This window comes from Neorhizobium petrolearium (genome assembly GCF_029854435.1).
GTDB lineage: Bacteria > Pseudomonadota > Alphaproteobacteria > Rhizobiales > Rhizobiaceae > Neorhizobium > Neorhizobium petrolearium.
The window spans coordinates 3,264,873-3,287,637 of the sequence record NZ_CP123000.1 but is presented as its reverse complement, the minus strand read 5'-3'; the positions used below and the strand labels follow the sequence as shown (position 1 = coordinate 3,287,637).

The following is a 22,765-nucleotide window of genomic DNA, read 5'->3' as shown; positions in this document are numbered from 1 at the left end:
CCCGCTTCCTCATCCAAGACAGAACCCCTTTTCAAGGAGCCCAGACATGGCACCTCGCGTTCTCGTATCCGACGAATTGTCGGAAACCGCCGTCCAGATTTTCCGCGATCGCGGCGTCGAAGTCGACTTCCAGCCGAAACTCGGCAAGGACAAGGACAAGCTTGCCGAGATCATCGGCAATTACGACGGCCTTGCCATCCGTTCCGCCACCAAGGCGACGGAGAAGCTGATCGCGGCTGCGACCAACCTCAAGGTCATCGGGCGCGCCGGCATCGGCGTCGACAACGTCGATATCCCGGCCGCCTCGCGCCGCGGCATCATCGTCATGAATACGCCCTTCGGCAACTCGATCACCACGGCCGAGCATGCCATCGCGCTGATGTTCGCCGTCGCCCGCCAGCTTCCGGCTGCCGATAGTTCGACCCAGGCCGGCAAGTGGGAGAAGTCGCGCTTCATGGGTGTCGAGATCACCGGCAAGACGCTCGGCGTCATCGGCGCCGGCAATATCGGCTCGATCGTCTGCAAGAAGGCGATCGGCCTTGGCATGCATGTTCTTGCCTATGACCCGTTCCTCTCGAAGGAACGCGCCGAGGAAATGGGCGTCACCAAGGTCGAACTCGATGAGTTGCTCGCCAGGGCCGACTTCATCACGCTGCATGTGCCGATGACCGACAAGACGCGCGGCATCCTGAACAAGGAAGCCCTTGCCAAGACGAAGAAGGGTGTCCGCATCATCAACTGCGCCCGCGGCGGCCTGGTCGATGAGGCAGCACTTGCCGAAGCCATCAAGTCCGGCCATGTCGCCGGCGCCGGCTTCGACGTCTTCGAGGTGGAGCCCGCCACCGAGAGCCCGCTTTTCGGCCTCGACAATGTCGTCTGCACGCCGCATCTCGGCGCCTCCACGACGGAAGCGCAGGAAAATGTCGCACTGCAGGTGGCCGAGCAGATGTCGGACTATCTCGTCAAGGGTGCTGTCTCGAACGCCATCAACATGCCGTCGATCACCGCCGAGGAAGCGCCGATCCTGAAGCCCTTCATCAAGCTCGCCGACGTGCTCGGTTCGTTTGCGGGGCAGGTGACGGAAAACCCGATCAAGGAAATCGAAATCCTTTACGACGGCATCACCGCGACGATGAACACGAAGGCGCTGACCTCCGCGTTGCTCGCCGGCCTCATCCGCAATCAGGTTTCCGACGTCAACATGGTTTCGGCGCCGATCATGATCAAGGAAAAGGGCATCATCCTGTCCGAGGTCAAGCGCGACAAGACGGGTGTCTACGACGGCTATATCAAGCTCACCGTCACCACCGAGAAGCAGACCCGTTCGGTCGCCGGCACCGTCTTCTCGGACGGCAAGCCGCGCTTCATCCAGATCAAGGGCATCAACATGGATGCCGAAGTCGGCCAGCACATGATCTATATCGCCAACACGGACGTGCCCGGCATGATCGGCTTCATGGGGACCACGCTTGGCGACGCCGGCGTCAACATCGCCAACTTCCAGCTCGGCCGCGACAAGGAAGGCGGCGACGCGATCGCGCTGCTTTATGTCGACGGCCCGGTGGCCCCGGAAGTCCTGGAGAAGCTCACCGCCAATCCGGCGATCCGGCAGGCCAAGCCGCTGGTCTTCAACATCGACTGAAAGTCGTCCTCCCAAGGATAGTGCAAGAAGCCCGGCGCGTTTCGTGCCGGGCTTACTGTTTCTGCAGATCGGCAATCAGGCCCTTCATCTCATCGATCTCCCGTCGCTGCGTCTCGATGATGTCATCGGCGAGCTGGCGCACGCGCGGATCGGAAATATTGGCCCGGGAACTTGTCAGGATGGCGATCGAGTGATGAGGGATCATCGCCTTCATATAGGAGACGTCGTCCACGGTCGTCTGGCTGCGGACGAGAAAAAGAGCTGCCGCGAAAACGATTACACTCCCTATGAAAATGGCGATATTGGCCATCCGGTTCGTATACATCTGCAGCATGAAGGCGAGCATGATGATCGCCATGACGGCGCCCATCACGAGGGCCATGTAGGCGCGTGTTTCGCTGAAGAAGACATGATCCAACTGGTAGGTGTTGAGATACATCAGACCGAACATGACGACGGTCGATGTCGCGATCATCGTAAAAAAGCGCGCATAGTGCATGGATGAAAACCTTTCTTGATGCCTGTGGCGGGAACAGGGGCGAGGGGATGATTGTTCCAGGCATGCAAAGGCCGGATGTAATTCGAGCTTACCCAACGTTTCCGGAATCCCTCATAGGTTGCATTTTTGAGGCTTGCCTCTCGTTTCTTCGTCCATTATCTACTTCAGCGCGAAAAGCGACGATGCCCTCTAAAATCGCAAAGGGTGCATCGCTATATAATCCGGGAATGCCGCATCCATGCGGTTATGAGGAGAAAGAGATGTTATCCAAGCTTCGGCGATTCCAGAAACTGTTCGCGGTCCTTGCGATCGGCATGGCGGTTTCTCTCACCGCCGTCGACATGGCAGAGGCGCGTCGCGCCGGCGGTTTCAGCGGCTTCGGCAGTCGCGGTACGCGCACCTATTCGGCTCCGCCGGTCACCCGCACGGCGCCGGCACCGGCGACCGGCATTGAACGCTCCATGACCCCGAACACGCAGCAGAACGCCACGCGTCCGCAGACCGGCCTCGGTCAGCAGACGGCCCAGCAGCCTCGCCGCGGTCTCTTCGGTGGCCTGGCAGGCGGACTTTTCGGCGGGCTCTTGCTCGGCGGTTTGTTCGGCATGCTGATGGGCACCGGCTTCGGCGGCGGCTTCGGCTTCCTCGGCATGTTGCTGCAGATCGCGCTGATCGCCGGGCTTGCCATGCTGGCTTTCCGCATGTTTGCGCGCCGGCAGCAGCCGGCCGGTCCGGCCGGAGGCTACGGCCAAGAGCGCAACGCTTACGAGACGTCGCATCAGAACACGTCGTCCTCCTTCCAGATCCCCAAGATCGGTTCTCTGGGCGGCGGCGGTACGGCTACCGGTTACAGCTCTGCACCCCGTCAGGCTGGGCCTGAAACCGACGAGATCGGCATCACCAACCGCGACCTCGACCAGTTCGAGAAAATGCTGGCGGACGTGCAGGCGGCTTACGCTGCCGAGGACTATGCGAAGCTGCGCAACCTCACCACGCCGGAAGCCATGTCCTACCTGGCTGAGGAGCTTGGCGAGAACGCGACCAGCGGCCGCAGGAACGAGGTGAAGGACGTGAAGCTCCTGCAGGGCGACCTTGCAGAAGCGTGGCGCGAGAACGGCCAGGAATATGCGACCGTGGCCATGCGCTATTCGAGCATCGACTTTATGCGTGATCGCGATAGCGGCGCGGTGACTGAAGGTGATCCGGACAACGCCACGGAGACCGTGGAGATCTGGACCTTTGTCCGCAAACCCGCCAACGACTGGAAGGTCTCGGCGATCCAGGTCGCGGCCTAGGCGCGCAACAGCGCGATGGTCTTTTCGTCGCGCTCACCGTGATAGAATTGTTCAAGGGCTCTCTCGAAAGGGGAGCCCTTTTCGCTGACCGTTTCGAACAATGTCATTGAACTTTTGAACTTCATGTCGTCCGGCGAGCCGAGGATCGCGTGGGCCGAGAGATCCTTGTGGGCAAGCATCGCCTCGGTGCATTCAAGCAGCCGGCGTCCGAGCAGCGGATGGCGGAGATAGGCCAGGGCTTCTTCCTTCGAGCCGATCGCGAAACGCTGCGACATGATCGAGAAGCCAAGCCCGGCGACCTGCGGGAAGATGTACCACATCCAGTGAGTGTCTTTCCTGCCGTTCCGCAATTCGTCGATCACCCGGTCATAGACAGGCGCCTGCGCATCGACAAAGCGCATGAGATCGAATTCCATCGCATTCTCCTCCGCCCTGTTTTTCGTGCCTTGATCGCCCCACGCCATCAGGCCCCCCAAACATGATATTTTTGCGGCCACTCTTTTCTATGCTGCATCGCACTCTAGGTCATGACCTATGGAGCACTTCATTCAGGAATTCCGCAGCGACACGGCCTGGCTGCCGGACTGGTTCGTCAGCATCGGTGTGCTCGTGGTCGCCTTCCTTATCGGCTTGGCCATTCAACGCTTCGGCTTCCGCTTCCTGACGCGGCTCGTCGCGAACCGGGATCTCTTCTGGCGCTCGCTCGTCTCCCGCACGCGGCGGCCCATGCGGCTTGCGATCCTCACCTGGACGCTGTCCTTCGGCGCGACCGTCGCGCCTCTCACCGGCAATCAGGCGTCGGTGATCCGCCATATCCTGCTGCTTTGCTTCATCGTCGTGGTCGGCTGGATGGCGAAGATCGCCCTGCATGTCTGGACGGTCGTTTATCTGCGCCGCTTCAAGCTCGACGCAGAAGACAACCTGCTTGCCCGGGCGCATGTCACCCAGTCACGCATCATGGAGCGCATCTTGAGCTTCATGATCGTGGCGATCACCATCGCCGCCACGCTGATGACGTTCCCGGCGGTGCAGCAATACGGCGTCAGCCTGCTTGCATCCGCCGGTGTCGCGGGTATCGTGCTCGGCTTGGCGCTTCAGCCGGTGCTGAAAAATATCTTTGCCGGCATCCAGCTTGCGATCACCCAGCCGATCCGGATCGATGACGCGCTGATCGTCGAAGGGGAGTGGGGCAATGTCGAGGAGATTACCTCCACCTATGTGGTGATGAAATTGTGGGACTGGCGGCGGATGATCCTGCCGCTCAGCTATTTCATCGAACAGCCTTTCCAGAACTGGACGCGCGAGGGGGCGGCGCTGATCGGCACAGTGATGATCTACCTCGATTATTCCGTGCCGGTGGACGTCATCCGAAAGAAGGTGGAGGAGATCGCGGCCGCCTCGAAACTCTGGGACAAGCGGGTCGTTGCGGTGCAGGTGACGGACTTCAGGGAAAACGTCATGGAGATCCGCATCCTCGCCTCCGCTTCCAACGCGCCCAGGACCTTCGACCTGCGCTGCGAAATGCGCGAGAAGCTGATCGACTTCATCCAGCGGGAATATCCATCGGCATTGCCGCGGGTCAGGGCGGAGGGGGCGACCAACGGCGCGGTCGTTGGCGAGGCGGCGCAGCCCAGGACGCTTCAGTCATGATGGAGCGGCAAGCTACATTTCTTGTTGAACTTCGGTGTGCAACCGAATGCGAATTAACATTTGTTAGCTAGGGTGAATTAGCGTTTGTTGTCGCAGATCAAAGAAGCTAGCTTGCGAATCGGGAAGGGCAGGCTTGAGATTTAATGATGTCGGCATTCGAAAATCTGTTGCCTCTCATCTTTTTCTTCTTGGTTATCTATCTCTTTTTCCGCTGGGTCGTCCGCGACATGAACCGGTCTTCGGATCGGTGAGGGTGAAGAGCGGTTGGGCGAAACCCGAGCAATCGATCCAATGAATCGATTGCAGTTCTGAACGCCCGGCGCCAAAGCGACGGGCTGTTCCGTGCCGCGCCCCCCTCTGCCCTGCCGGGCATCTCCCCCTTGAGGGGGGATGCCCGGCAGGGCAGAGGGGGGATGGTGAGGCAAATCAAGGCCTTGGAAGAAATCGGCAGGAAAAATCACTTCCGTTCATCCCCGCCCTCTCAACTCACGCCTACAATCTCCCCGTTCCGTTTCGGCTACACCGGTTACGCATCGCCGGCGAGATGGGACCGGTGCCCTTTCGGTCTGCCGTTGATGCAGGTGGGTCGCCAGGGGCTGCGCAGAAAATGGTTCCCCTCCCGTCTTCAGGCGGGGCGTGCGTGTGTCGCACACAACCCGGTATGGCATCCGCAAGGACGTAAGACCATATCGCCGCAGAGGAACCGGAGTTGCGCGGAAAAACACACCGAACGGGACACGTCGGGTGTCACCCATAAAAACTTAAATCGAGGCACACGACGTGTCCCGGCCGATTGAAAAAGACGCAACGTACCAAGGGAGGAGTCTGTCCGCTCGTCATCCGGTCACAGGTTCAGTCCGGGGGAAGGCGAAATGCGATCCGAGGGCAGGACCGAAACCATGCCAAAGCCGCCGAAATACCCATCCTCCTTGCGCCGGCCACAAATCCTTTCTATATCCGGCAAGAATAGCCCGGTTTGCGGCCGATCCCGCGCCAGGCCCCGACTTCCCGCCCTTCCTGACATGGACCGGCGGCCCGATATACCGAGAGAGTTACCCGTGAATACGCTGGATTTTGACAAGAGGCCGGAAGACACACGCGTTGTCGTTGCCATGTCGGGGGGCGTGGATTCCTCCGTCGTCGCCGGTCTTCTGAAACGCCAGGGCTACGACGTGCTCGGCATCACGCTGCAGCTTTACGATCACGGTGCGGCCGTGCATCGCGCGGGTTCCTGCTGTGCAGGCCAGGATATCGACGATGCGCGTCGGGTTTCCGAAACGCTCGGCATTCCGCATTACGTGCTTGATTACGAAAAGCGGTTCCGCGAGACGGTGATCAATCCTTTTGCCGAAGCCTATGCGATGGGCGAAACGCCGGTCCCCTGCGTTGCCTGCAACCAGACGGTCAAGTTCGCCGATCTTCTGGCGACGGCGCGGGAGCTCGGCGCGGATGCGCTTGCGACCGGCCATTACATCCGTTCGCGCCGCAATCCGACTGCGGACAATCCGAACCGCCGCGCGCTGTTCCGCCCGGTCGACAGCGACCGCGACCAGAGCTGGTTCCTGTTCGCCACCACCCAGGAGCAGATCGACTACCTGCGCTTCCCGCTCGGCGGCATGTCCAAGGCGGAGGTGAGGGCGCTGGCCGAAGACATGGGCCTCGTCGTCGCGAAGAAGGCCGACAGCCAGGACATCTGTTTCGTGCCGCAGGGCAAGTATGCCGACATCATCAGCAAGGTGAAGCCGAATGCGGCGCTTGCCGGCGATATCGTGCACATGGACGGCCGTGTGCTCGGGCGCCACGAAGGCATCGTGCATTACACGGTCGGCCAGCGTAAAGGGCTCGGGGTGGCCACAGGCGAACCGCTCTATGTCGTCTATCTCGATGCCCGCTCGCGTCGCGTGATCGTCGGCCCGAAGGAGGCGCTGGATACGCATCGCGTCTATCTGCGCAACGTCAACTGGATCGGCGACGGCGCGCTCGATGAAGATGCCCGCGACGGCTTTGCGTGCTTTGCCAAGGTCCGTTCGACTCGTCCGCCGACGCCGGCCACCGTCCATTGCGACGACCGCGGCGCCTATGTCGACCTGATGATGGGCGAGGCGGGCGTGGCACCGGGCCAGGCCTGCGTCCTCTATTCTGCGGAAGGGCCGGATGCACGCGTCTATGGCGGCGGTTTCATCGAACGTTCGGAACGCGCGGCTGCGGCTGAAGCGTCTCTCCAGGCGCTGCTTTCCGCCCCTGTCGCGGCCTGATCCGGCGCTTTCCGGCGGTCTTTAAAATAGCCGCCGGATTTGCCAAAACCGCGCTTGACACTTTGGTGACGGGCGACTTATAAGCCGCACGACCAAAGCGGACCGGACTTTCGGAACACCGCAAATCCTGTGGCGGGATAGCTCAGTTGGTGAGAGCGTGGGATTCATAACCCCAAGGTCGGCAGTTCAATTCTGCCTCCCGCTACCAATCCATCACCGAATCCTCCGGGCCGAACAGGCTCGACAGATATCCTTGATGCCGAGCTTATATGGTTCGGCGGGCCATCCTGCTGGAATTCCTCGTCGCCCGCGTGCGACGGGAGGTGTTGATCTGAAGATATTCTCAGGAAAATGTAATTTGCCGCCGGATCATCAGAATGACGAAGCCCGCGCAATTTCCCCCAGCGCGGGCTTCGCCGAAAGTCGAGCCTCTTCTATGCTCGGCTTACAATCATGGATTTTAGTCCGATGTTTTCTGCCGGTGAACCTGGCCTAAAGGAGTAGGCGCATCAGCACGGCCTACTTCCAATCATCTGGCGAGGCGGATACGTTGGCTATCCCCGGCGTTGGAGCGGTTGCCTTCCATTCCGCCATCGTTTCCCGGCCTGCTGAGCCGGTTGCGCGATGAGCGCCGGTTCGCTTACGTCTTTCCTCCGGTATCGTCATCTTCCCCTTGCCGGCGCACAGGCGAATAGGCATTCCCTTCCAACCATTCCCGTACCATCAGCCGGACTGCTTCGTCTCGAGTGACGCCCAACTCTTTGGCGATGGCCTGAATGGCAGATGCGATCTGCAGATCGAATTTGACTTCGCCGGTGTTCCAGGCGTGCGCTGCCGCCTGCCGTAGCGCGTCCATGAGCTCCGGATCGACAACCTTAGCCGCGGCCTCCGCTACTCTTCGCGATTGGTCCGACCGATCGTCCTCTTCCGATGACATCAAGCCATTCCTCTATCCGGTGAGCTTTCGATCGTGCAGATCAGGCGGGCGGGCACGATGCACCGTTCCGCCGCGCTCACCGAACCAAAGTGCCACGATGGACAGCAGAGTCAATGGTGCCGGTCCCTGTCTGACGAGGTGCTTGGCAGTCCGTGTCAGGACGTCCTCTTCGCCGCAGTTTCCTACCCTCTGACGGTCTCCTCGCAACTCATCGCGGCCTGCAGCAGCGCCTCGTCATGGTTGGCGCCTGCCGACAGCAGGAAGCCGACGGGCATATCGGCGTCGCCCGTGCCGCAGGGGATCGAAACACCACACCAGTCGAGGAAATTGCCGAGCGCGGTGTTGCCCAGCGTCTTGCCATTGGTCGCGAAGAACAGTTCGTCATCCTTTTCGAGCGCCTCAATCGGCGGCGCAACATGAGCGACCGACGGCATGGCGACGAAACGGTCGCCGATCAGCGCTTCGGTCTCGGCGATCAGGCGTGCTTTCGTCTCAAGAATGGCGATATAGTCCGGCATGCTGATCTTCTCGCCAAGACGCGTCCGGGCCACGACCCGGTGGTCCATTTCGGCAGCCTCCGGTCCCGACAGCCGCTGCCGGTGAAGCGCAAAGGCTTCCGCCGTGACGAGCGCGCCGCGCTTTGCCATCAGGGCCGGGATCTCATCGAAGGCCGGAATGGTGATGCGGGTGATCCTCGCACCGGCCCTTTCGAGCCGGCCAATTGCAGCTTCGAAGGCGGTGACGACGCCCGGTTCGGCACCGTCGAAGACGATGTTGGTCGGGATGACGATGTCGAGCGGCTCTTGCGACCGGCGGGCGGTCTGGGGGGCGGCAAGGCCGCGCATGGCGGCATCGATCCAGACGGCGTCCTGGACCGTACGGCAGAGGGGGCCAAGCGAATCGAGGCTCGTCGCCAGAGGATAGACCCCGTCCATCGCATGGCGACCGCGTGTCGCCTTGTAACCGACGATACCGTTCAGTGCCGACGGGATGCGGATCGAGCCGCCGGTGTCCGTACCCATGGCGACGGGAACGAGGCCGGCTGCAACCGCGACGGCGGAGCCGGAGGACGAACCGCCCGGAATGCGCGGCACATCCTTTCCATGCGGATTGCGAGGAGTGCCGTAATGCGGGTTGATGCCGATGCCGGAAAAGGCGAACTCGCTCATGTTGGTGCGGCCGACCGCCACCATGCCCGCCTGTTTCAGAAGGTCGACGATCGCGGCATCCTTCCTGGCAGGTTCGGCCTTCTTCAGCACCTTGGAGCCTGCGGTGGTCGGCAGTCCTTCGACGTCGAAAAGGTCCTTCCAGGCGATCGGAATACCATCGAGCAGGCCAAGCGAGCGGCCGTCCTTCAGGCGCTTCGAGGACGCCTCGGCCTCTGCCAGCGCCCGGTCCTTCAGCAGGGAGATGAAGACCGCCTTGTCCGGGTAGGCCTCGATGCCCGCAAGCACTGCTTCGGTCACCGCGACGGGGTCGACCGTTCCAGTCTGGATCAGCGCGGAAAGCTCGGCGATCGACATGGCTCCATACGGTTTCGTCACGGCACGCATTCTCCCCATTCAGTGATTGGCGATTGAAATGTGTAACGAATATTCTGGCGATGGGTAGAATATTTATCGGCCGGGCCGGTTGGGAACTTCGGATCGACTTCTGAATTGAGACAATCCGCCACTGCTTCAAACCGGGAAGGATCACTCATGAGAACCATCGTCGCCATCGCCGGCCTTGTGCTTGCGCTCGCCGGCTGTACCGTTGATAGCGTCGGCAGGCCTAGTCCAGCTCTCGAAATCGGACCGGGGATCGAGCCCATTCCGGGCAGCATCACCTATGGCGGTCAGCCGCGCACCCGGCTCACCAAGTCTCCGATCGGCAGCGTCGTGAGCCATCAGTTCCGAAACGAGTTCGGCCAGCGGGTCGAGGAGCGATATATCCTGCAGCCGGATCGAAGCCTGAAACTGGTCAGCCGGCGCGTCTATCGCGAGCCGTTCTGGGACGATTAAGACGTTCAACCTACGAGCCCGGCCCAGGCGCGTTCCGTGGCGGGGGCCTCGTCGGTGGTGATCTGGTCCGGCTTCAGCGCCATCAGGGCGGCGAAATCGCGCGCTTCTCCCTCGTCGAACCCCGCATCCGGGTTCCTGAGGTTGAAGGTCCAGGCGTCGACCAGCTTGCCGGCATCGTGGCAGAGGCCGATCATGTCCAGACCGGCTTTGGCGGCGTCGAGCAGGATCGGCCAGTAGAGATAGACCGTGTCCGGTTCGGTTGGGCCATGAATGTCGGCGAGCAGGTCCTTCTCGACGGCGCTCCAGCCGCCGGCCTTGTAAATGTCGCCAAACTTGTCGCTGGGATCGATGCCGCGTTTCAAATCCGGCAGCCTTTGCTTGACCGCGAGTATCAGGTCGAGGTCATGAGCGCTGATGATGATCGATGAGCCGGCATCGGCAAAATAATGCACAAGATGGTCCATCCCACGCGGACCGATGGCGGCAAGCTCGTCTTTCATGTCGAACTGAAGAAGAGCGTCTGGATGAGCGGTCTGAAGCATCGATGCCAGATCTTCGCTGAGGATAGGCGGATGGCCGCCGCTCTTGAGGTGAAGTCGGCGGATGGCATCCGCGGAGGCCTCGCGGATGAGGCCGCCGCCATCGGTTTCCCCTTCGAGCTCCGCGTCGTGCAGGACGACGAAGCCGCCATCGGTGCGTATGCGCAGATCGAGTTCGGTTGAGGCACCCAATCGGAACCCCTCGGCCATTATCTCGGCGGAAAACAGGGGATCTGTCAGGCTGCGGCGCAGCCGGTGCCATTTGAGCCGCGTGAAGTGGCCGCGATACGTGATGCCGAGGCCTGGAAATTCGGATGTCATGGGATTCCGTCGAGAGCAGCAGGACGATTCGGTTGCCCTCAGACTATGCATTTCGCTTCTCCTGCCATAGACCTGTCACAGAAGTTTCATGGTTCGACATGGCAGTTCGCATGCGGGGCGAATTGACGCGTATCAAGAGAAGACCTTGCTTGAACGGTATTGCCGAGCCAGAGATGAACCACAGATTGTGTCCTGTCACGAAAGGCAGATGTCATGGCATATGACGCCGATTGGCCCCCGCTTTCTCCCTCCAGCACCGGTATGCGTGGCCGGTGCCCGCGTTGCGGCCAGGGACATCTTTTCAACGGCTTCCTGACGCTCAGGCCCAATTGCGAGGTCTGCGGCCTCGACTATTCCTTTGCCGACCCGGCGGATGGTCCGGCCTTCTTCGTCGTCTGTTTCGGCAGCGTGCCCAGCATCGCGTTGGCCGTGTGGCTTGAAGTCTCCTACCAGCCGCCATTCTGGGTGCATCTCCTGATCTCTCTGCCGGTGCTGCTCATCACCTGCCTCTTGCCACTCCGGCCGCTCAAAGGGTGGCTGATCGCGAGCCAGTATTTCTACAAGGCCGAGCAGGGCAAACTGGACCGAGGTTCCGGCAGTCCGCAGGCGGATGATACGCAGCACAAAAGCTAAGCCTCCGGCGCCGTCAATGTTCCAGGGAGCGTTCAGCTCCCGCATCGCCGCGGTCTCGGCGCCTTCTTCCTTTTCCGTGTTTGCGGTCGGGAACATCCGCCTTTGCAGCGAGTTGGAAAAGCAACTTCCCAACCGAAAAGGAGGACGCTTCCCATGGCCCGGTACCCGACGCCGCCCTTTCCCGAACAGCAGCAACCGATGCCCGGCTTTACGAACCGGATGGATCCGGTGCCGGATCATGGCGAGCTTTCCTACCGAGGGTCGGGGCGGCTTGCCGGCAAACGCGCCGTCATTACCGGCGGCGACAGCGGCATCGGCCGGGCGGTCGCGATCGCCTATGCGCGCGAGGGGGCTGATCTTCTGATTTCATATCTCGATGAGGACGAGGATGCCGAAGACACCAAGCGTCTTGTTGAAGAAGCAGGACGCAAGGCTGTGCTCATGCCGGGCGACATCAAGGCCTCCTCCCATTGCCGAGCGATCATCGACAAGGCGGTGGGGGAATTCGGCGGTATCGACATCCTCGTCAACAATGCGGCGCATCAGGCGAGCTTCTCCTCGATCGAAGATATCAGCGACGAAGAATGGGAGCTCACCTTCAAGGTCAACATTCACGCGATGTTCTATCTCTCCAAGGCCGCCGTACCGCATATGAAGCCAGGCAGCACCATCATCAATACCGCGTCGATCAATTCGGACAATCCGAACCCGGGCCTGCTTGCCTACGCGACCACCAAGGGCGCGATCCAGAATTTTACGGCAGGGCTGGCGCAGCTTCTCGCCGAAAAGGGCATCCGGGTGAATGCCGTGGCGCCTGGCCCGATATGGACGCCGCTCATTCCCTCCACCATGCCGGAAGACAAGGTCAAGGAGTTCGGCAAACAGGTGCCGATGAAGCGGCCAGGCCAGCCGGCGGAGCTTGCAACGACCTATGTGATGCTTGCCGACCCGCTTTCCAGCTACGTCTCCGGCACGATGATCGCAGTGACGGGCGGCAAGCCGATCCTCTGATCTTCTTCTTCCTCCATCGAGAACAGCGGCGGCATGCGCTCATGCCACCGTTCGGAGCCCGCGATCCATCCAATATCTCAGGTTCGCCGACCGATCTCCCGCGCCAGATCATCGAAACAGAATGTCTTGCCCTGTTCGTGTGCCTCGTTCGCCAGAAGCAGAAGGCGGATCGGGAACGCGACGGCTTTCTGATGGGAGCTCGAAATGCTGAGCGGCTTGTCGTCGGCAAGCACCGCACGTTCGGTGGTCTGCAGGACATCCTGGATTTCGACGTGGGATACGAGGCCCTTTTCGACCAGAAGGCGGTTGATCGCGGCAAGCGCGAGATAAAGACCTTCGAGCTGCGGGTTGGCGGTGTTCATGTCTCGGTCCTTTGCGTGGATGACGGCACGAAGGCAGCGGCATTCTCGTCGATCAGCCGGGCTCCGCGCTGCCGGGTCAGATAGCGCCAGATCCACTGAATGCTGACGAGCAGGCGCTTTTCGAAATTGACGAGCAGATAGACATGCACGATCGCCCAAAGAAGCCAGGCAAACCAGCCCTTGAGCGTCCATTTGCCGAAGTCGAAGATCGCGGCATTGCGGCCGATCACGGCTGTATTGCCGCGGTTTTGGAAGTGGAAAGGTCCGACAGGTTTGCCGTCCAGCAATTTCTCTTTGAGTGCGCGGCCGAGATATTCGCCCTGCTGCTTGGCGACCTGGGCGAGTGCCGGCAACGGTTTACCGTCTTCGGCAAGGCCAAGTGCCGTATCGCCGATCGCGAAGATATCGGGAAACCCCGTGACGGAGAGATCAGGCTCGACCGGAATACGGCCGCCGGCCTTGCCTTCAATGCCGAGCCACCTGCCGGCCGGGGATGCTTTCACGCCTGCCCCCCAGATGATGCAGCCGGCGCGGAAGCGCCGCGAGCCTGCCACGACCTCATCCTTGGTCATTGCTTCCACGGGAAGGTTTGTCAGCACCTCGACGCCCGTTTTCTCAAGTTCCCGAAGCGCATACTGGACGAGATTATCGGGGAAAGCTGAAAGGATCTTCGGACCAGCCTCTATGAGGATCACCCGCATATGGTCGGGCTCCAGCTTGCGAAAATCACGGGTGATCATGAAGCGGCCGAGTTCGGCAATCGCGCCTGCCATCTCCACCCCGGTCGGGCCGCCGCCGATGATGACGCTGGTCAGAAGCGCCTTCTTTTCCTCCGAATCCTGTGAGAGTTCGGCCTTTTCGAAGGCAAGCAGCAGGCGCTGGCGGATCAGCCGCGCCTCATGGATCGTCTTGAGCCCCGGCGCCCAGGCGCGCCAATCCTCGTGGCCGAAGTAATTATATTCGGAGCCGGTGGCGATCACCAACTGGTCGTAGGGTACCGAGGCGCCGTGATCGAGCTGAACCGTTTTCGCCGAGGGATCAATGCCGGTCACTTCCGCCAGCATGACCTTGATATTGCGGAAGCGGCCGAGCGTGCGGCGGATCGGTTCGGAAATATCGGCAGGTGACAGCGCCGCGGTCGCAACCTGATAAAGCAGCGGCTGAAAGAGATTGTGGTTGCGCCGATCGATGACGGTGACGTCGATTCCGGTATTGCCGAGGGTGCGGGCGGCCGCCAGACCGGCAAAGCCTGCACCGACGATGACCACGCGATGCGTCGTCGCTCCGGTCATATTGTCGCCCTGAGGCGTTTCTCCGGCCATTTCACCCCACCCTTCCTGACGGAGGTCGAAGCTCCGCACGACGCTCGTTCAACACGTGCCGACCTTGTTTGTTCCAAAGGCATTCTACCGGAACATTTTCAGTCCCGCGCCGTTCACACCACAACATCGAAAGGAGAAAGACATGAACAGCATCATCTGGTTGGTCGGCGCCATCGTTATTGTCATCGCGATTCTGAATCTCGTCGGATTCGCTTGATTTCGTTGAGAAATCTACGGGAATCTCAACCTCTGCAAGAGAATCAAGGCGCCGTCTCGAAGCAGATCGGCGCTTTCTCCATTGACGAAACCGACAGCTATTCCGCAAGCAAGAGCGCGAAGGGATAGTCGGCGAAGACCCTGCTGAGGGCGACCTGCTCTCCGAAATGCATCGTCTTTCCGGCACAGATGTCACGATAGCGGCGATGGGCGAGTTTTTCCGGCAGCGAAACCTCAGTTTCGGCCCAGCGGTCTGCCCCGAACTGAGGGGATGCCGTATGGAAGGCGCTGAAGACGAGCCGGGGGGCGATCACGATCAATGCATCTTCGGCGTCGGCGCGGGCGAAGGCAACGATATTGTCGGCGCGCTTGCCGACGGCTTCAAGGGGCAGGTATTCGCCCTTGCGAAACAACGTCGGTGCTTCCTGGCGCAGCCGCAGAAAGACGGCGGTGACATGCTGTTTCAGCCGGCCGCTCTGCCATTCCTCATTTGTCGATGGACGCATCTCACTCTCGGAAAGCCAGGTCTGCAACGTCTCGAAATCCGGCTCACGGCGATTGTCCGGATCGACGAGACTGAAATCGAGGCCTTCGCATCCCTGGTAGATATCCGGCACGCCGGGAGCGGTGAGTTTGATGATGGTCTGGGTGAGGCTGTTCACCAGACCGGCATGGATGAAGGGGCGGAGCGTATCGGAAAAATCCGCCAGAAAAGTCTGGTTCCCGGGCGAAAGAAGTCCGCGGGCATAGCCGATGACGGCTTTCTCGTAGGCCTCGTTGGAATCACCCCAATTGGTGCGGAGTTTCGCCTCGCGTAACGCCTTCCCGACGTAAGCGGCGAAGCGCTCCTCCAGGGCCTTCAGATCTTCCAGGTTCCCCGGATCGAAGGTTGCCGGCCAGACGCCGGCGAGCGCCTGATAGAGCATCCATTCGACGGGAGGTTCGGGGGCGGGGCCGTCATCCAATGCTGAGATTAAAGCTCTGTTCATTTCATGCCAGCGCGCGGCGGCTTCGGCCCAAAGTTCGGGAGCTTCGCTCAGTGTGTAAAGACGTGCGCGGGCATCCTCACCGCGTTTGGTGTCATGGGTGGAGGTGCCGGAAAGGGCGTCGGGTTCCCTTTCAAGCTTCGTCTCCATCGCTCCATGGAACCGCCCGAGCGAAGAGGCGCGAGGGAGCGGTTCACCGCCGACTTCGTTCAGCGCGAGCAGCATATGGTGACGATAGAAAAGCGTGTCCTCCATGGACTTTGCCATAAGCGGACCGGTCAGTTGCTGGAAGCGGGTGCGGAAGACTGAAGCGCGGCCGGCGACGGATTGCTCGACATCGCCGATCAGAATGCGCTCCAGGAAAGCGAGAGCATGGAGCGGCGGAGCGTTCGGTCCGTTTCGCACCGTGTCCAGAACTTTTCCCAGCACCCTCCGGTCTTCCGTCGGCAGGCCTTCCCGGGTGCCGTAAGTCCGGTAGATAGGAAAGGCAACCAGCAATTCGCGCAGGGCTGATCTCACGGAGGCTTCGGCAAGTGCCGATTCCCGATCCTCCACCTGCTGGATCTGCATGGCGAGCTTCAGCAGGGTTGCAACTTCTCCGGCGAAGTTGTTGTCGACCATCATCAATTTCGCGGCGCGGAGTTCGGCCTCCATGTTGACGGGATGACCGACGACCTGATGATAGGTCTCCCGGAGCGTATCGAGCTTGCCCGCATCGATGAGGACGTTGCTGACGGCGGCGATGAATTCGTAGCCGGTCGTACCGGAGACCGGCCAGTCGGCGGGGATATGCTCGCCTTCGCCGAGGATCTTTTCGACGATGATGTAGCAGTCCGGTCCGGTCTCGTGGCGCAGCCGCTCGAGGTATCCCTTCGGGTCGGCAAGCCCATCCACATGGTCTATGCGCAGGCCATCGACCATGCCGCCATGGACGAGTTCGAGGATGAGGTGATGGGTATCGTCGAAGACCGAACCGTCCTCAACCCGGACGCCGACGAGGCCGGCGATTTCAAAGAAGCGGCGGTAGGAGAGTTCGCGCGGCATGTCCCGCCAGGACATCAGCCGATAGGGCTGCTGGTCATGAAGCCTGGCGATCGCAGCTTTGTCCGTGGTCGCGAGCACCGCCGTCCCGCAGCCGGCATAGCTCGACGGCGTCAACGGATAGAGCGTTTCGTAGTAGGCAAGCGCCGGCCTGCCGGTTTTGGGATCGAGCCTGATGGAAATCTCGCCGGCTTCAAGCACCTTTTCGAACGTGTCGCCGAGAAAGGGAAGGGTGAGACGACGGCTCCAGTCGATGTCGAAATGGCGGGCGTAACGGCTGTTTTCGCCGTTTTCGACCACATCGCGCCACCACGGGTTTTCGAGCGATGCGGCCATGTGGTTGGGCACGATGTCGAGAATGAGGCCGAGGCCGCCCGCCTTCAGCGCCCGCACCATGCGCTCGAAGCCGGCGCGGCCACCGATCGCTGGATCGATCTCGTTGGCGTCGGTGACGTCATAGCCGTGCGTAGAGCCTGTCGTGGCGGTGAAGATCGGCGAGGCATAGAGGTGGCTGATGCCGAGCCGTTTCAGATAGGGCACCAGCGCCGCGGCGCGGTCGAAGGTCATGCCGTTGCGAAATTGGATGCGGTAGGTGGCGGTCGGGACCTTCATTCCGTGTCTCCGGTCGGTGCAAAGCTCACCACGATGGAGTTCGGCGGCAGATCCCTGGCCTGTTCCGGCCATGCGAAGATCACCTTGCCGGACAGCCCGGGCAGGGTTTGCGGCTCTTCGCCGATGTTGATCGCCATCGAAAGCGTGCCTTTCGGGAAGGTCCACGTGACGGCAAGGAAGCCCTTTTCCGTCTTCAGGACTTTGCCGCTGCCACCGTGCGCCGAGCGGAGCAATGGCAAGACATATTGCTTGCGAAGCTCAAGCAGCTTTCCGGTGAATTCCAGCCAGTCCCGGCCGTCGACGGAGTCCGGCTTGTTCCAGTCGAGCGTGGAGAAGTCGAAGGTCTGCCTCGCATTCGGATCCGGCACCAGGGTATCGTCGTCATGGCCGGCATGGCCCTCGAATTCCTTCCGGCGGCCGTCGCGCACCGCCTTCGCAAGATCACCATGGAAATCCGTGAAGAACAGGAAAGGGTTGGTCTCGCCATATTCCTCGCCCATGAAGAGGAGCGGGATATGCGGAGAAAGCAGCAGGGCGGCGAACAGCACCTTGGTCTTGTATGCGCCGGCGAGTGGGAGCAGTCGTTCGCCTTGCGCCCGGTTGCCTACCTGATCGTGGTTCTGGATGAAGTCGACGAAGGCAACGGGCGGCTGATCTGTGCTTTTGACGCCGCGCGGCCTGCCTTTTCGGGGTGAGACCTCGCCCTGATAGGCGAAGCCCTCGGTCAGCGCGCGGGCCGCCAGCTTTTCCGGATCCCTGGCGAAGTCCTCGTAATAGGCATGCGTTTCGCCGGTCGCGAGCACATGGACGGCATTGTGGAAATCGTCGTTCCACTCGGCCGTGAAGAGAGGAGCGTTGCCGTTCTCGTCGCGGGGATGGAGGAAGGTGACGTTGCGGTTGTCCTCGGTCGTCAGATGGATCGGCCGGCCGGTGATTTCGGCGCGGATGCGCTCGGCGATCTCGATCAGGACATGTTTTTCAGATGTGTCCTCGATCACGTCGACGGCATCGAAGCGCAGGCCGTCGAGATGGAATTCCTCCAGCCAGTAGAGCGGGTTCTCGACAATATAGCGCCGCACCGGATCGATGTCGTAGGCGATCGCTGCACCCCAGGGCGTCATTCTTTCCTTGTGGAAGAAAGACGGCGCGAGCATTGGCAGATAATTGCCTTCCGGACCGAAATGGTTGAGCACGATATCGAGCACGACCATCAGGCCATGGCCATGGGCAGCATCCACAAAGGCCTTGAAATCCTCCGGCGGACCATAGGCCGCATGCGGAGCATAGAGCAGTGCCCCGTCATATCCCCAGCCGCGGTTGCCGCCGAAATGAGCAACCGGCATGACCTCGATCATGGTGATGCCGAGTTCGGCCAGATAGGGTAATCTTTCGATCGCGGCGCGGAACGTGCCTCCCTTGGTGAAGGTGCCGATGTGGAGTTCGTAGATGACGGCCTCTTCCCAGGGACGTCCTTTCCAGTCCGGATGCTGCCAGGCATAGCTGGTCGGATCGATCACCAGCGATGGTCCGTTAACGTCCTGTTTCTGGCCGCGGGAAGCGGGATCGGGGACGACCATGCCGTTGGCGAGCAGATAGCTGTATTCCGTGCCCGGCACGACGCCGGTCGCGAGCAGATCGAACCAGCCGTCAGGGCTGCGGGTCATCTCGGTGTCTTCGCCGTTGAGCCTCAGCCAGACTTTTTTCTGGCCCGGCGCCCAGAGCCGGAAGCGCACCTCGCCGGCGGCGACATATTCCGCCCCCCATGTTCTTGGAAAAACGCGGAATTCGGTGACGGCATCCAGTTCCGGCATATCGACCTGTCCCTGATTGAGAGAGACCGGCAAACGGCTGAATTGCTTTCGAGTTCCATAGGGCCGTATACGCGCAAGAAAATTGCTGAAAGGCGTAACAAATAACAAGTTCGCAGGAGTGGTCCGCCATCGATTCCGGCTCTAGATTAAAGCTGGTGCAGACGGTTTCGAGGAGGAGATCTTTGCATGCTGACCGATGAGGAGGAGCTCATCCGTTCGACGGCCGCGGAGTTTTCCCGCGATGTGCTGAAACCCGGTGCCGCGGCGCGCGACAAGGCGCATGCGATCGAGCCGGAGGTGTTGCAGCAACTCGGCAAACTCGGCTTTCTCGGCATGCGAACGAGCGAGGAATGGGGCGGCGTCGGCTGTTCCTATGTCGCCTATGCAAGCGCTCTGATGGAGATTGCCGCGGGCGACGGGGCGGTCTCGACGCTCGTCAGCGTCCACAATTCCCCTGTCTGCTCGCTCATCGACGCGCATGCCTCCGACGAACAGAAGGAAAAATTCCTGCGGCCGCTCGCCGAGGGCCGGCATATCGGCGCCTTTGCGCTGACCGAAGCCGATACCGGCTCCGATGCGGCAGCGATCCGCACCCGGGCAACGAGGGATGGCGGCGATTACATCATCAACGGCTCGAAATTGTTCATCACCTCGGGCAGGATCGCCGGTACCGTGATCATCTTCGCCGTCACCGATCCCTCTGCGGGAAAACGCGGCATTTCCGCCTTCGTCACCTCCACCGATGTGCCCGGTTTTTCCATTTCCAAAGTCGAGGACAAGCTCGGCCAGCGCGCATCCGATACAGCGGCGCTGATGTTCGACAACCTGCGCATTCCCGAAAGCCAGCGGATCGGTGAGGAGGGAGCGGGGCTGAAGATAGCCCTTTCCGGCCTCGAGGCAGGCCGCATCGGGATTGCAGCCCAATGTGTCGGGATGGCGCAGGCGGCGTTCGACGTCGCACTCACCTATGCCAGGGAACGCAAGGCCTTCGGCAAGGTGCTGCTCGATCATCAGGCGGTCGCTTTCCGCCTGGCCGAGGCGAAGACCCAGATCGAGGCAGCGCGTCAACTGGTCTTGCATGCGGCAAGGCTCAAGGATCGCGGCGAGCCCTGCCTTTCGGAAGCCTGCATGGCAAAACTCTTCGCGTCGGAAATGGCGGAAAAGGTCTGTTCCGCAGCGATCCAGACGCTTGGCGGCTACGGCTATATTTCCGATTTCCCGGTCGAACGTATCTATCGCGACGTGCGGGTCTGCCAGATCTACGAGGGCACGTCCGACATCCAGAAGATCATCATCGCCCGGGGTTTGGCGAATTGAGTTGAGGTGACGCGGCAATTGTCGGTTCTTTGGGAGGAGAAGCGAATATGAAAGATGGAATGAGGCCCAGCCTGCCCGGCAAACTAAGCCTGCATGTGCCGGAGCCGGAGGTGAGGCCGGGCGGAAGACCGGACTTTTCCAACGTAGCCATTCCCAAGGCCGGTTCCGTGCGCCGGCCGGAAGTGGATGTCGACCCGGAGACGATCCGCGATCTTGCTTTCTCGATCATCCGGGTGCTGAACCGGGAAGGGGAGGCCGTCGGACCCTGGGCCGGAACGCTCACCAACGAGGAACTGATGGAGGGGCTGAGGCACATGATGCTGCTTCGCGCCTTCGATGCCCGCATGCTGATGGCGCAGCGGCAGGGCAAGACCTCCTTCTACATGCAGCATCTCGGCGAAGAGGCGGTCTCCTGCGCCTTCCGCAAGGCGCTGCAGCCGGGCGACATGAATTTCCCGACCTACCGTCAGGCAGGCCTCCTGATCGCCGGCGGGTATCCGATGGTTCAGATGATGAACCAGATCTATTCCAACGACGCCGACCCGTTGAAGGGCCGGCAGCTGCCGATCATGTATTCGGCGAGAGACCACGGTTTCTTCACGGTTTCAGGCAATCTCGCCACGCAATACGTGCAGGCGGTCGGCTGGGCCATGGCGTCGGCCATCAAGAACGATACGAGAATCGCCGCCGGCTGGATCGGCGACGGATCGACGGCCGAATCCGATTTCCATGCGGCGCTGGTCTTCGCCTCGACCTACCGGGCACCGGTCATCCTCAACGTCGTGAACAACCAGTGGGCCATTTCCACGTTTCAGGGCATCGCTCGCGGTGGCTCCGGCACGTTCGCGGCGCGGGGTCTGGGTTTCGGCCTGCCGTCGCTCAGGGTCGACGGTAACGATTATCTCGCCGTTCATGCGGTCGCCAAATGGGCAGCGGAGCGGGCACGGCGGAATATCGGCCCGACGCTGATTGAATACGTCACCTATCGTGTCGGCGCCCATTCCACCTCCGACGATCCCTCCGCCTACCGCCCCAAGGAGGAGTCGGAGGCCTGGCCGCTCGGCGATCCGGTCATTCGCCTCAAGAACCATCTGGTCCGCATCGGTGCCTGGAGCGAGGAGCGCCACAGCCAAATGGAGGCGGAAATCCGCGACACGGTCGTAGCCGCCCAGAAGGAGGCGGAGCGTCACGGCACGCTGCATTCCGGCGGCCGCCCCTCGATGCGTGACATGTTCGAGGGTGTCTATGCCGAAATGCCGCCGCACCTGAAACGCCAGCGCCAGCAGGCGGGGGTGTGAGATATGGCACGGATGACGATGATCGAGGCGATCCGCAGCGCCCTGGACGTTTCCATGGGGCGTGACGACGACGTGGTCGTGTTTGGCGAGGACGTCGGGTATTTCGGCGGCGTCTTCCGCTGCACGCAGGGCCTCCAGCAGAAATACGGCAAGACGCGGTGTTTCGACGTGCCGATCAATGAATCCGGGATCGTCGGAACCGCGATCGGCATGGCCGCCTATGGATTGAAGCCCTGTGTGGAAATCCAGTTCGCCGACTACATGTATCCGGCCTATGACCAGATCACCCAGGAGGCGGCGCGACTGCGTTATCGCTCGAATGGCGATTTCACCTGCCCCATAACCATCCGCATGCCGACCGGCGGTGGCATCTTCGGCGGGCAGACGCACAGCCAGAGCCCGGAGGCGCTGTTTACCCATGTCTGCGGCCTGCAGGTCGTGGTGCCCTCCAATCCCTATGACGCCAAAGGCCTTTTGATCTCGTCGATCGAGAACCCGGATCCGGTGATCTTCCTGGAGCCGAAGCGGCTCTACAACGGCCCCTTTGACGGCCATCACGACCGGCCGGTGACGTCCTGGGGCTCGCATCCGCTCGGCGAGGTGCCGGCGGAGCACTACACGGTGCCGCTCGGCAAGGCGGTCGTACGCCGGCCGGGTTCGGCGGTCACGGTCCTCGCCTATGGCACGATGGTGCATGTGGCCGAGGCGACGGCGGAGGAGACGGGAATAGATGCGGAGGTGATCGACCTGCGCACGCTGCTGCCGCTCGACCTCGAAACCATCGTGGCGTCAGTCAGGAAGACCGGCCGCTGCATGGTCGTGCACGAGGCGACAATGACCTCCGGCTTCGGTGCGGAGCTCGTGGCATTGGTGCAGGAACACTGCTTCTACCATCTTGAAGCGCCGGTCATCCGTGTCGCCGGCTGGGATACACCTTATCCGCATGCGCAGGAATGGGACTACTTCCCGGGGCCGGCCCGTGTCGGCCGGGCACTGCGCGACATGATGGAGGCCTGAC

19 protein-coding genes and 1 tRNA gene are annotated in these 22,765 nt (G+C 61.4%); 11 read left to right on the top strand and 9 right to left on the bottom strand.

What is annotated here, in order from left to right; translation table 11 throughout:
- The first annotated feature begins 46 nt into the window (after positions 1–46).
- Positions 47–1,642: a phosphoglycerate dehydrogenase gene (serA, locus tag QEO92_RS16280; RefSeq protein ID WP_227703717.1), complete on the top strand. Its 1,596-nt coding sequence runs from the start codon at positions 47–49 to the stop codon at positions 1,640–1,642.
- A gap of 52 nt (positions 1,643–1,694) precedes the next feature.
- On the opposite strand, the gene QEO92_RS16275 is transcribed toward serA, so the two are convergent.
- Positions 1,695–2,141, bottom strand: coding sequence for a DUF305 domain-containing protein (locus QEO92_RS16275; RefSeq protein WP_227703716.1), 447 nt, complete (start codon positions 2,139–2,141; stop codon positions 1,695–1,697).
- Between the two features lie 260 nt (positions 2,142–2,401).
- Here QEO92_RS16275 and QEO92_RS16270 point away from each other — a divergent pair, with 260 nt between their 5' ends.
- Positions 2,402–3,433: a Tim44 domain-containing protein gene (locus QEO92_RS16270; RefSeq protein ID WP_227703715.1), complete on the top strand. Its 1,032-nt coding sequence runs from the start codon at positions 2,402–2,404 to the stop codon at positions 3,431–3,433.
- Here QEO92_RS16270 and QEO92_RS16265 read toward each other — a convergent pair.
- Entirely contained in the window at positions 3,430–3,849 is a 420-nt protein-coding gene (locus QEO92_RS16265) for a DUF1810 domain-containing protein (RefSeq protein ID WP_227703714.1), read from the bottom strand. The genes QEO92_RS16270 and QEO92_RS16265 overlap by 4 nt on opposite strands.
- A gap of 118 nt (positions 3,850–3,967) precedes the next feature.
- Here QEO92_RS16265 and QEO92_RS16260 point away from each other — a divergent pair, with 118 nt between their 5' ends.
- The 3 genes from QEO92_RS16260 (at position 3,968) to QEO92_RS16250 (ending at position 7,546) form a co-directional block, all read left to right on the top strand.
- Positions 3,968–5,083, top strand: a complete 1,116-nt coding sequence (locus QEO92_RS16260; RefSeq protein WP_037149051.1) for a mechanosensitive ion channel family protein — start codon at positions 3,968–3,970, stop codon at positions 5,081–5,083.
- Positions 5,084–6,141: 1,058 nt separating this feature from the next.
- Positions 6,142–7,338: a tRNA 2-thiouridine(34) synthase MnmA gene (gene mnmA, locus QEO92_RS16255; protein WP_227703713.1), complete on the top strand. Its 1,197-nt coding sequence runs from the start codon at positions 6,142–6,144 to the stop codon at positions 7,336–7,338.
- Between the two features lie 131 nt (positions 7,339–7,469).
- Positions 7,470–7,546 (top strand) — tRNA-Met (locus QEO92_RS16250).
- 432 nt (positions 7,547–7,978) lie between these two features.
- Here QEO92_RS16250 and QEO92_RS16245 read toward each other — a convergent pair.
- On the bottom strand, positions 7,979–8,275 hold the full coding sequence (locus QEO92_RS16245) for a hypothetical protein (protein WP_227703712.1): 297 nt from the start codon (positions 8,273–8,275) through the stop codon (positions 7,979–7,981).
- Positions 8,276–8,457: 182 nt separating this feature from the next.
- On the bottom strand, positions 8,458–9,819 hold the full coding sequence (locus QEO92_RS16240; RefSeq protein WP_227703711.1) for an amidase: 1,362 nt from the start codon (positions 9,817–9,819) through the stop codon (positions 8,458–8,460).
- Between the two features lie 156 nt (positions 9,820–9,975).
- Here QEO92_RS16240 and QEO92_RS16235 point away from each other — a divergent pair, with 156 nt between their 5' ends.
- Positions 9,976–10,278, top strand: a complete 303-nt coding sequence (locus tag QEO92_RS16235) for a membrane protein (RefSeq protein ID WP_037149063.1) — start codon at positions 9,976–9,978, stop codon at positions 10,276–10,278.
- Positions 10,279–10,283: 5 nt separating this feature from the next.
- On the opposite strand, the gene QEO92_RS16230 is transcribed toward QEO92_RS16235, so the two are convergent.
- Positions 10,284–11,138, bottom strand: a complete 855-nt coding sequence (locus QEO92_RS16230; RefSeq protein WP_227703710.1) for a glycerophosphodiester phosphodiesterase — start codon at positions 11,136–11,138, stop codon at positions 10,284–10,286.
- Between the two features lie 213 nt (positions 11,139–11,351).
- Between QEO92_RS16230 and QEO92_RS16225 the strand changes: the two genes are divergently transcribed.
- Together QEO92_RS16225 and QEO92_RS16220 are read left to right on the top strand one after the other, a co-directional pair.
- Complete coding sequence (locus tag QEO92_RS16225) at positions 11,352–11,771, top strand: DUF983 domain-containing protein (protein ID WP_227703709.1); 420 nt, start codon at positions 11,352–11,354, stop codon at positions 11,769–11,771.
- A gap of 153 nt (positions 11,772–11,924) precedes the next feature.
- On the top strand, positions 11,925–12,782 hold the full coding sequence (locus tag QEO92_RS16220; RefSeq protein ID WP_227703708.1) for an SDR family oxidoreductase: 858 nt from the start codon (positions 11,925–11,927) through the stop codon (positions 12,780–12,782).
- Between the two features lie 77 nt (positions 12,783–12,859).
- On the opposite strand, the gene QEO92_RS16215 is transcribed toward QEO92_RS16220, so the two are convergent.
- The 4 genes from QEO92_RS16215 to treZ all read right to left on the bottom strand — a co-directional run bounded on the left by QEO92_RS16215 (position 12,860) and on the right by treZ (position 19,132).
- A complete protein-coding gene (locus QEO92_RS16215; protein ID WP_037149074.1) occupies positions 12,860–13,144 on the bottom strand; it encodes a hypothetical protein in 285 nt (94 codons plus the stop codon).
- Entirely contained in the window at positions 13,141–14,466 is a 1,326-nt protein-coding gene (locus QEO92_RS16210; RefSeq protein WP_227703707.1) for an NAD(P)/FAD-dependent oxidoreductase, read from the bottom strand. The genes QEO92_RS16215 and QEO92_RS16210 overlap by 4 nt, the downstream gene beginning before the upstream one ends.
- Before the next feature lie 314 nt (positions 14,467–14,780).
- Positions 14,781–17,321 carry a malto-oligosyltrehalose synthase gene (treY, locus tag QEO92_RS16205; protein ID WP_227703706.1) on the bottom strand — a complete coding sequence of 847 codons (2,541 nt, stop codon included), beginning with the start codon at positions 17,319–17,321 and terminating at the stop codon, positions 14,781–14,783.
- The gene (gene treZ / locus QEO92_RS16200) at positions 17,318–19,132 is read right to left on the bottom strand and encodes a malto-oligosyltrehalose trehalohydrolase (RefSeq protein WP_227703705.1); all 1,815 of its coding nucleotides are present in this window, start codon (positions 19,130–19,132) and stop codon (positions 17,318–17,320) included. The genes treY and treZ overlap by 4 nt, the downstream gene beginning before the upstream one ends.
- A gap of 186 nt (positions 19,133–19,318) precedes the next feature.
- Here treZ and QEO92_RS16195 point away from each other — a divergent pair, with 186 nt between their 5' ends.
- Genes QEO92_RS16195 through QEO92_RS16185 form a run of 3 tightly spaced genes read left to right on the top strand, consistent with a single transcriptional unit; the run spans position 19,319 to position 22,764 of the window.
- Positions 19,319–20,449, top strand: coding sequence for an acyl-CoA dehydrogenase family protein (locus QEO92_RS16195; RefSeq protein WP_227703704.1), 1,131 nt, complete (start codon positions 19,319–19,321; stop codon positions 20,447–20,449).
- A 47-nt stretch (positions 20,450–20,496) separates the two neighbouring features.
- Positions 20,497–21,747, top strand: a complete 1,251-nt coding sequence (locus tag QEO92_RS16190; protein WP_227703703.1) for a 3-methyl-2-oxobutanoate dehydrogenase (2-methylpropanoyl-transferring) subunit alpha — start codon at positions 20,497–20,499, stop codon at positions 21,745–21,747.
- Between the two features lie 3 nt (positions 21,748–21,750).
- Positions 21,751–22,764 (top strand): alpha-ketoacid dehydrogenase subunit beta, encoded by a 1,014-nt coding sequence (locus tag QEO92_RS16185; RefSeq protein WP_227703702.1) that lies wholly within the window; start codon positions 21,751–21,753, stop codon positions 22,762–22,764.
- Position 22,765: the final 1 nt, after the last annotated feature.

Coding starts and splice junctions, on each gene's coding strand:
- serA (WP_227703717.1), top strand. CDS start 47: ATGGCACCTCGCGTTCTCGTATCCGACGAATTGTCGGAAACCGCCGTC.
- QEO92_RS16220 (WP_227703708.1), top strand. CDS start 11,925: ATGGCCCGGTACCCGACGCCGCCCTTTCCCGAACAGCAGCAACCGATG.
- QEO92_RS16230 (WP_227703710.1), bottom strand. CDS start 11,138: ATGACATCCGAATTTCCAGGCCTCGGCATCACGTATCGCGGCCACTTC.
- QEO92_RS16210 (WP_227703707.1), bottom strand. CDS start 14,466: ATGGCCGGAGAAACGCCTCAGGGCGACAATATGACCGGAGCGACGACG.
- QEO92_RS16225 (WP_227703709.1), top strand. CDS start 11,352: ATGGCATATGACGCCGATTGGCCCCCGCTTTCTCCCTCCAGCACCGGT.
- treY (WP_227703706.1), bottom strand. CDS start 17,321: ATGAAGGTCCCGACCGCCACCTACCGCATCCAATTTCGCAACGGCATG.
- QEO92_RS16275 (WP_227703716.1), bottom strand. CDS start 2,141: ATGCACTATGCGCGCTTTTTTACGATGATCGCGACATCGACCGTCGTC.
- QEO92_RS16270 (WP_227703715.1), top strand. CDS start 2,402: ATGTTATCCAAGCTTCGGCGATTCCAGAAACTGTTCGCGGTCCTTGCG.
- QEO92_RS16265 (WP_227703714.1), bottom strand. CDS start 3,849: ATGGAATTCGATCTCATGCGCTTTGTCGATGCGCAGGCGCCTGTCTAT.
- QEO92_RS16190 (WP_227703703.1), top strand. CDS start 20,497: ATGAAAGATGGAATGAGGCCCAGCCTGCCCGGCAAACTAAGCCTGCAT.
- QEO92_RS16235 (WP_037149063.1), top strand. CDS start 9,976: ATGAGAACCATCGTCGCCATCGCCGGCCTTGTGCTTGCGCTCGCCGGC.
- treZ (WP_227703705.1), bottom strand. CDS start 19,132: ATGCCGGAACTGGATGCCGTCACCGAATTCCGCGTTTTTCCAAGAACA.
- QEO92_RS16245 (WP_227703712.1), bottom strand. CDS start 8,275: ATGTCATCGGAAGAGGACGATCGGTCGGACCAATCGCGAAGAGTAGCG.
- QEO92_RS16195 (WP_227703704.1), top strand. CDS start 19,319: ATGCTGACCGATGAGGAGGAGCTCATCCGTTCGACGGCCGCGGAGTTT.
- QEO92_RS16215 (WP_037149074.1), bottom strand. CDS start 13,144: ATGAACACCGCCAACCCGCAGCTCGAAGGTCTTTATCTCGCGCTTGCC.
- QEO92_RS16185 (WP_227703702.1), top strand. CDS start 21,751: ATGGCACGGATGACGATGATCGAGGCGATCCGCAGCGCCCTGGACGTT.
- QEO92_RS16260 (WP_037149051.1), top strand. CDS start 3,968: ATGGAGCACTTCATTCAGGAATTCCGCAGCGACACGGCCTGGCTGCCG.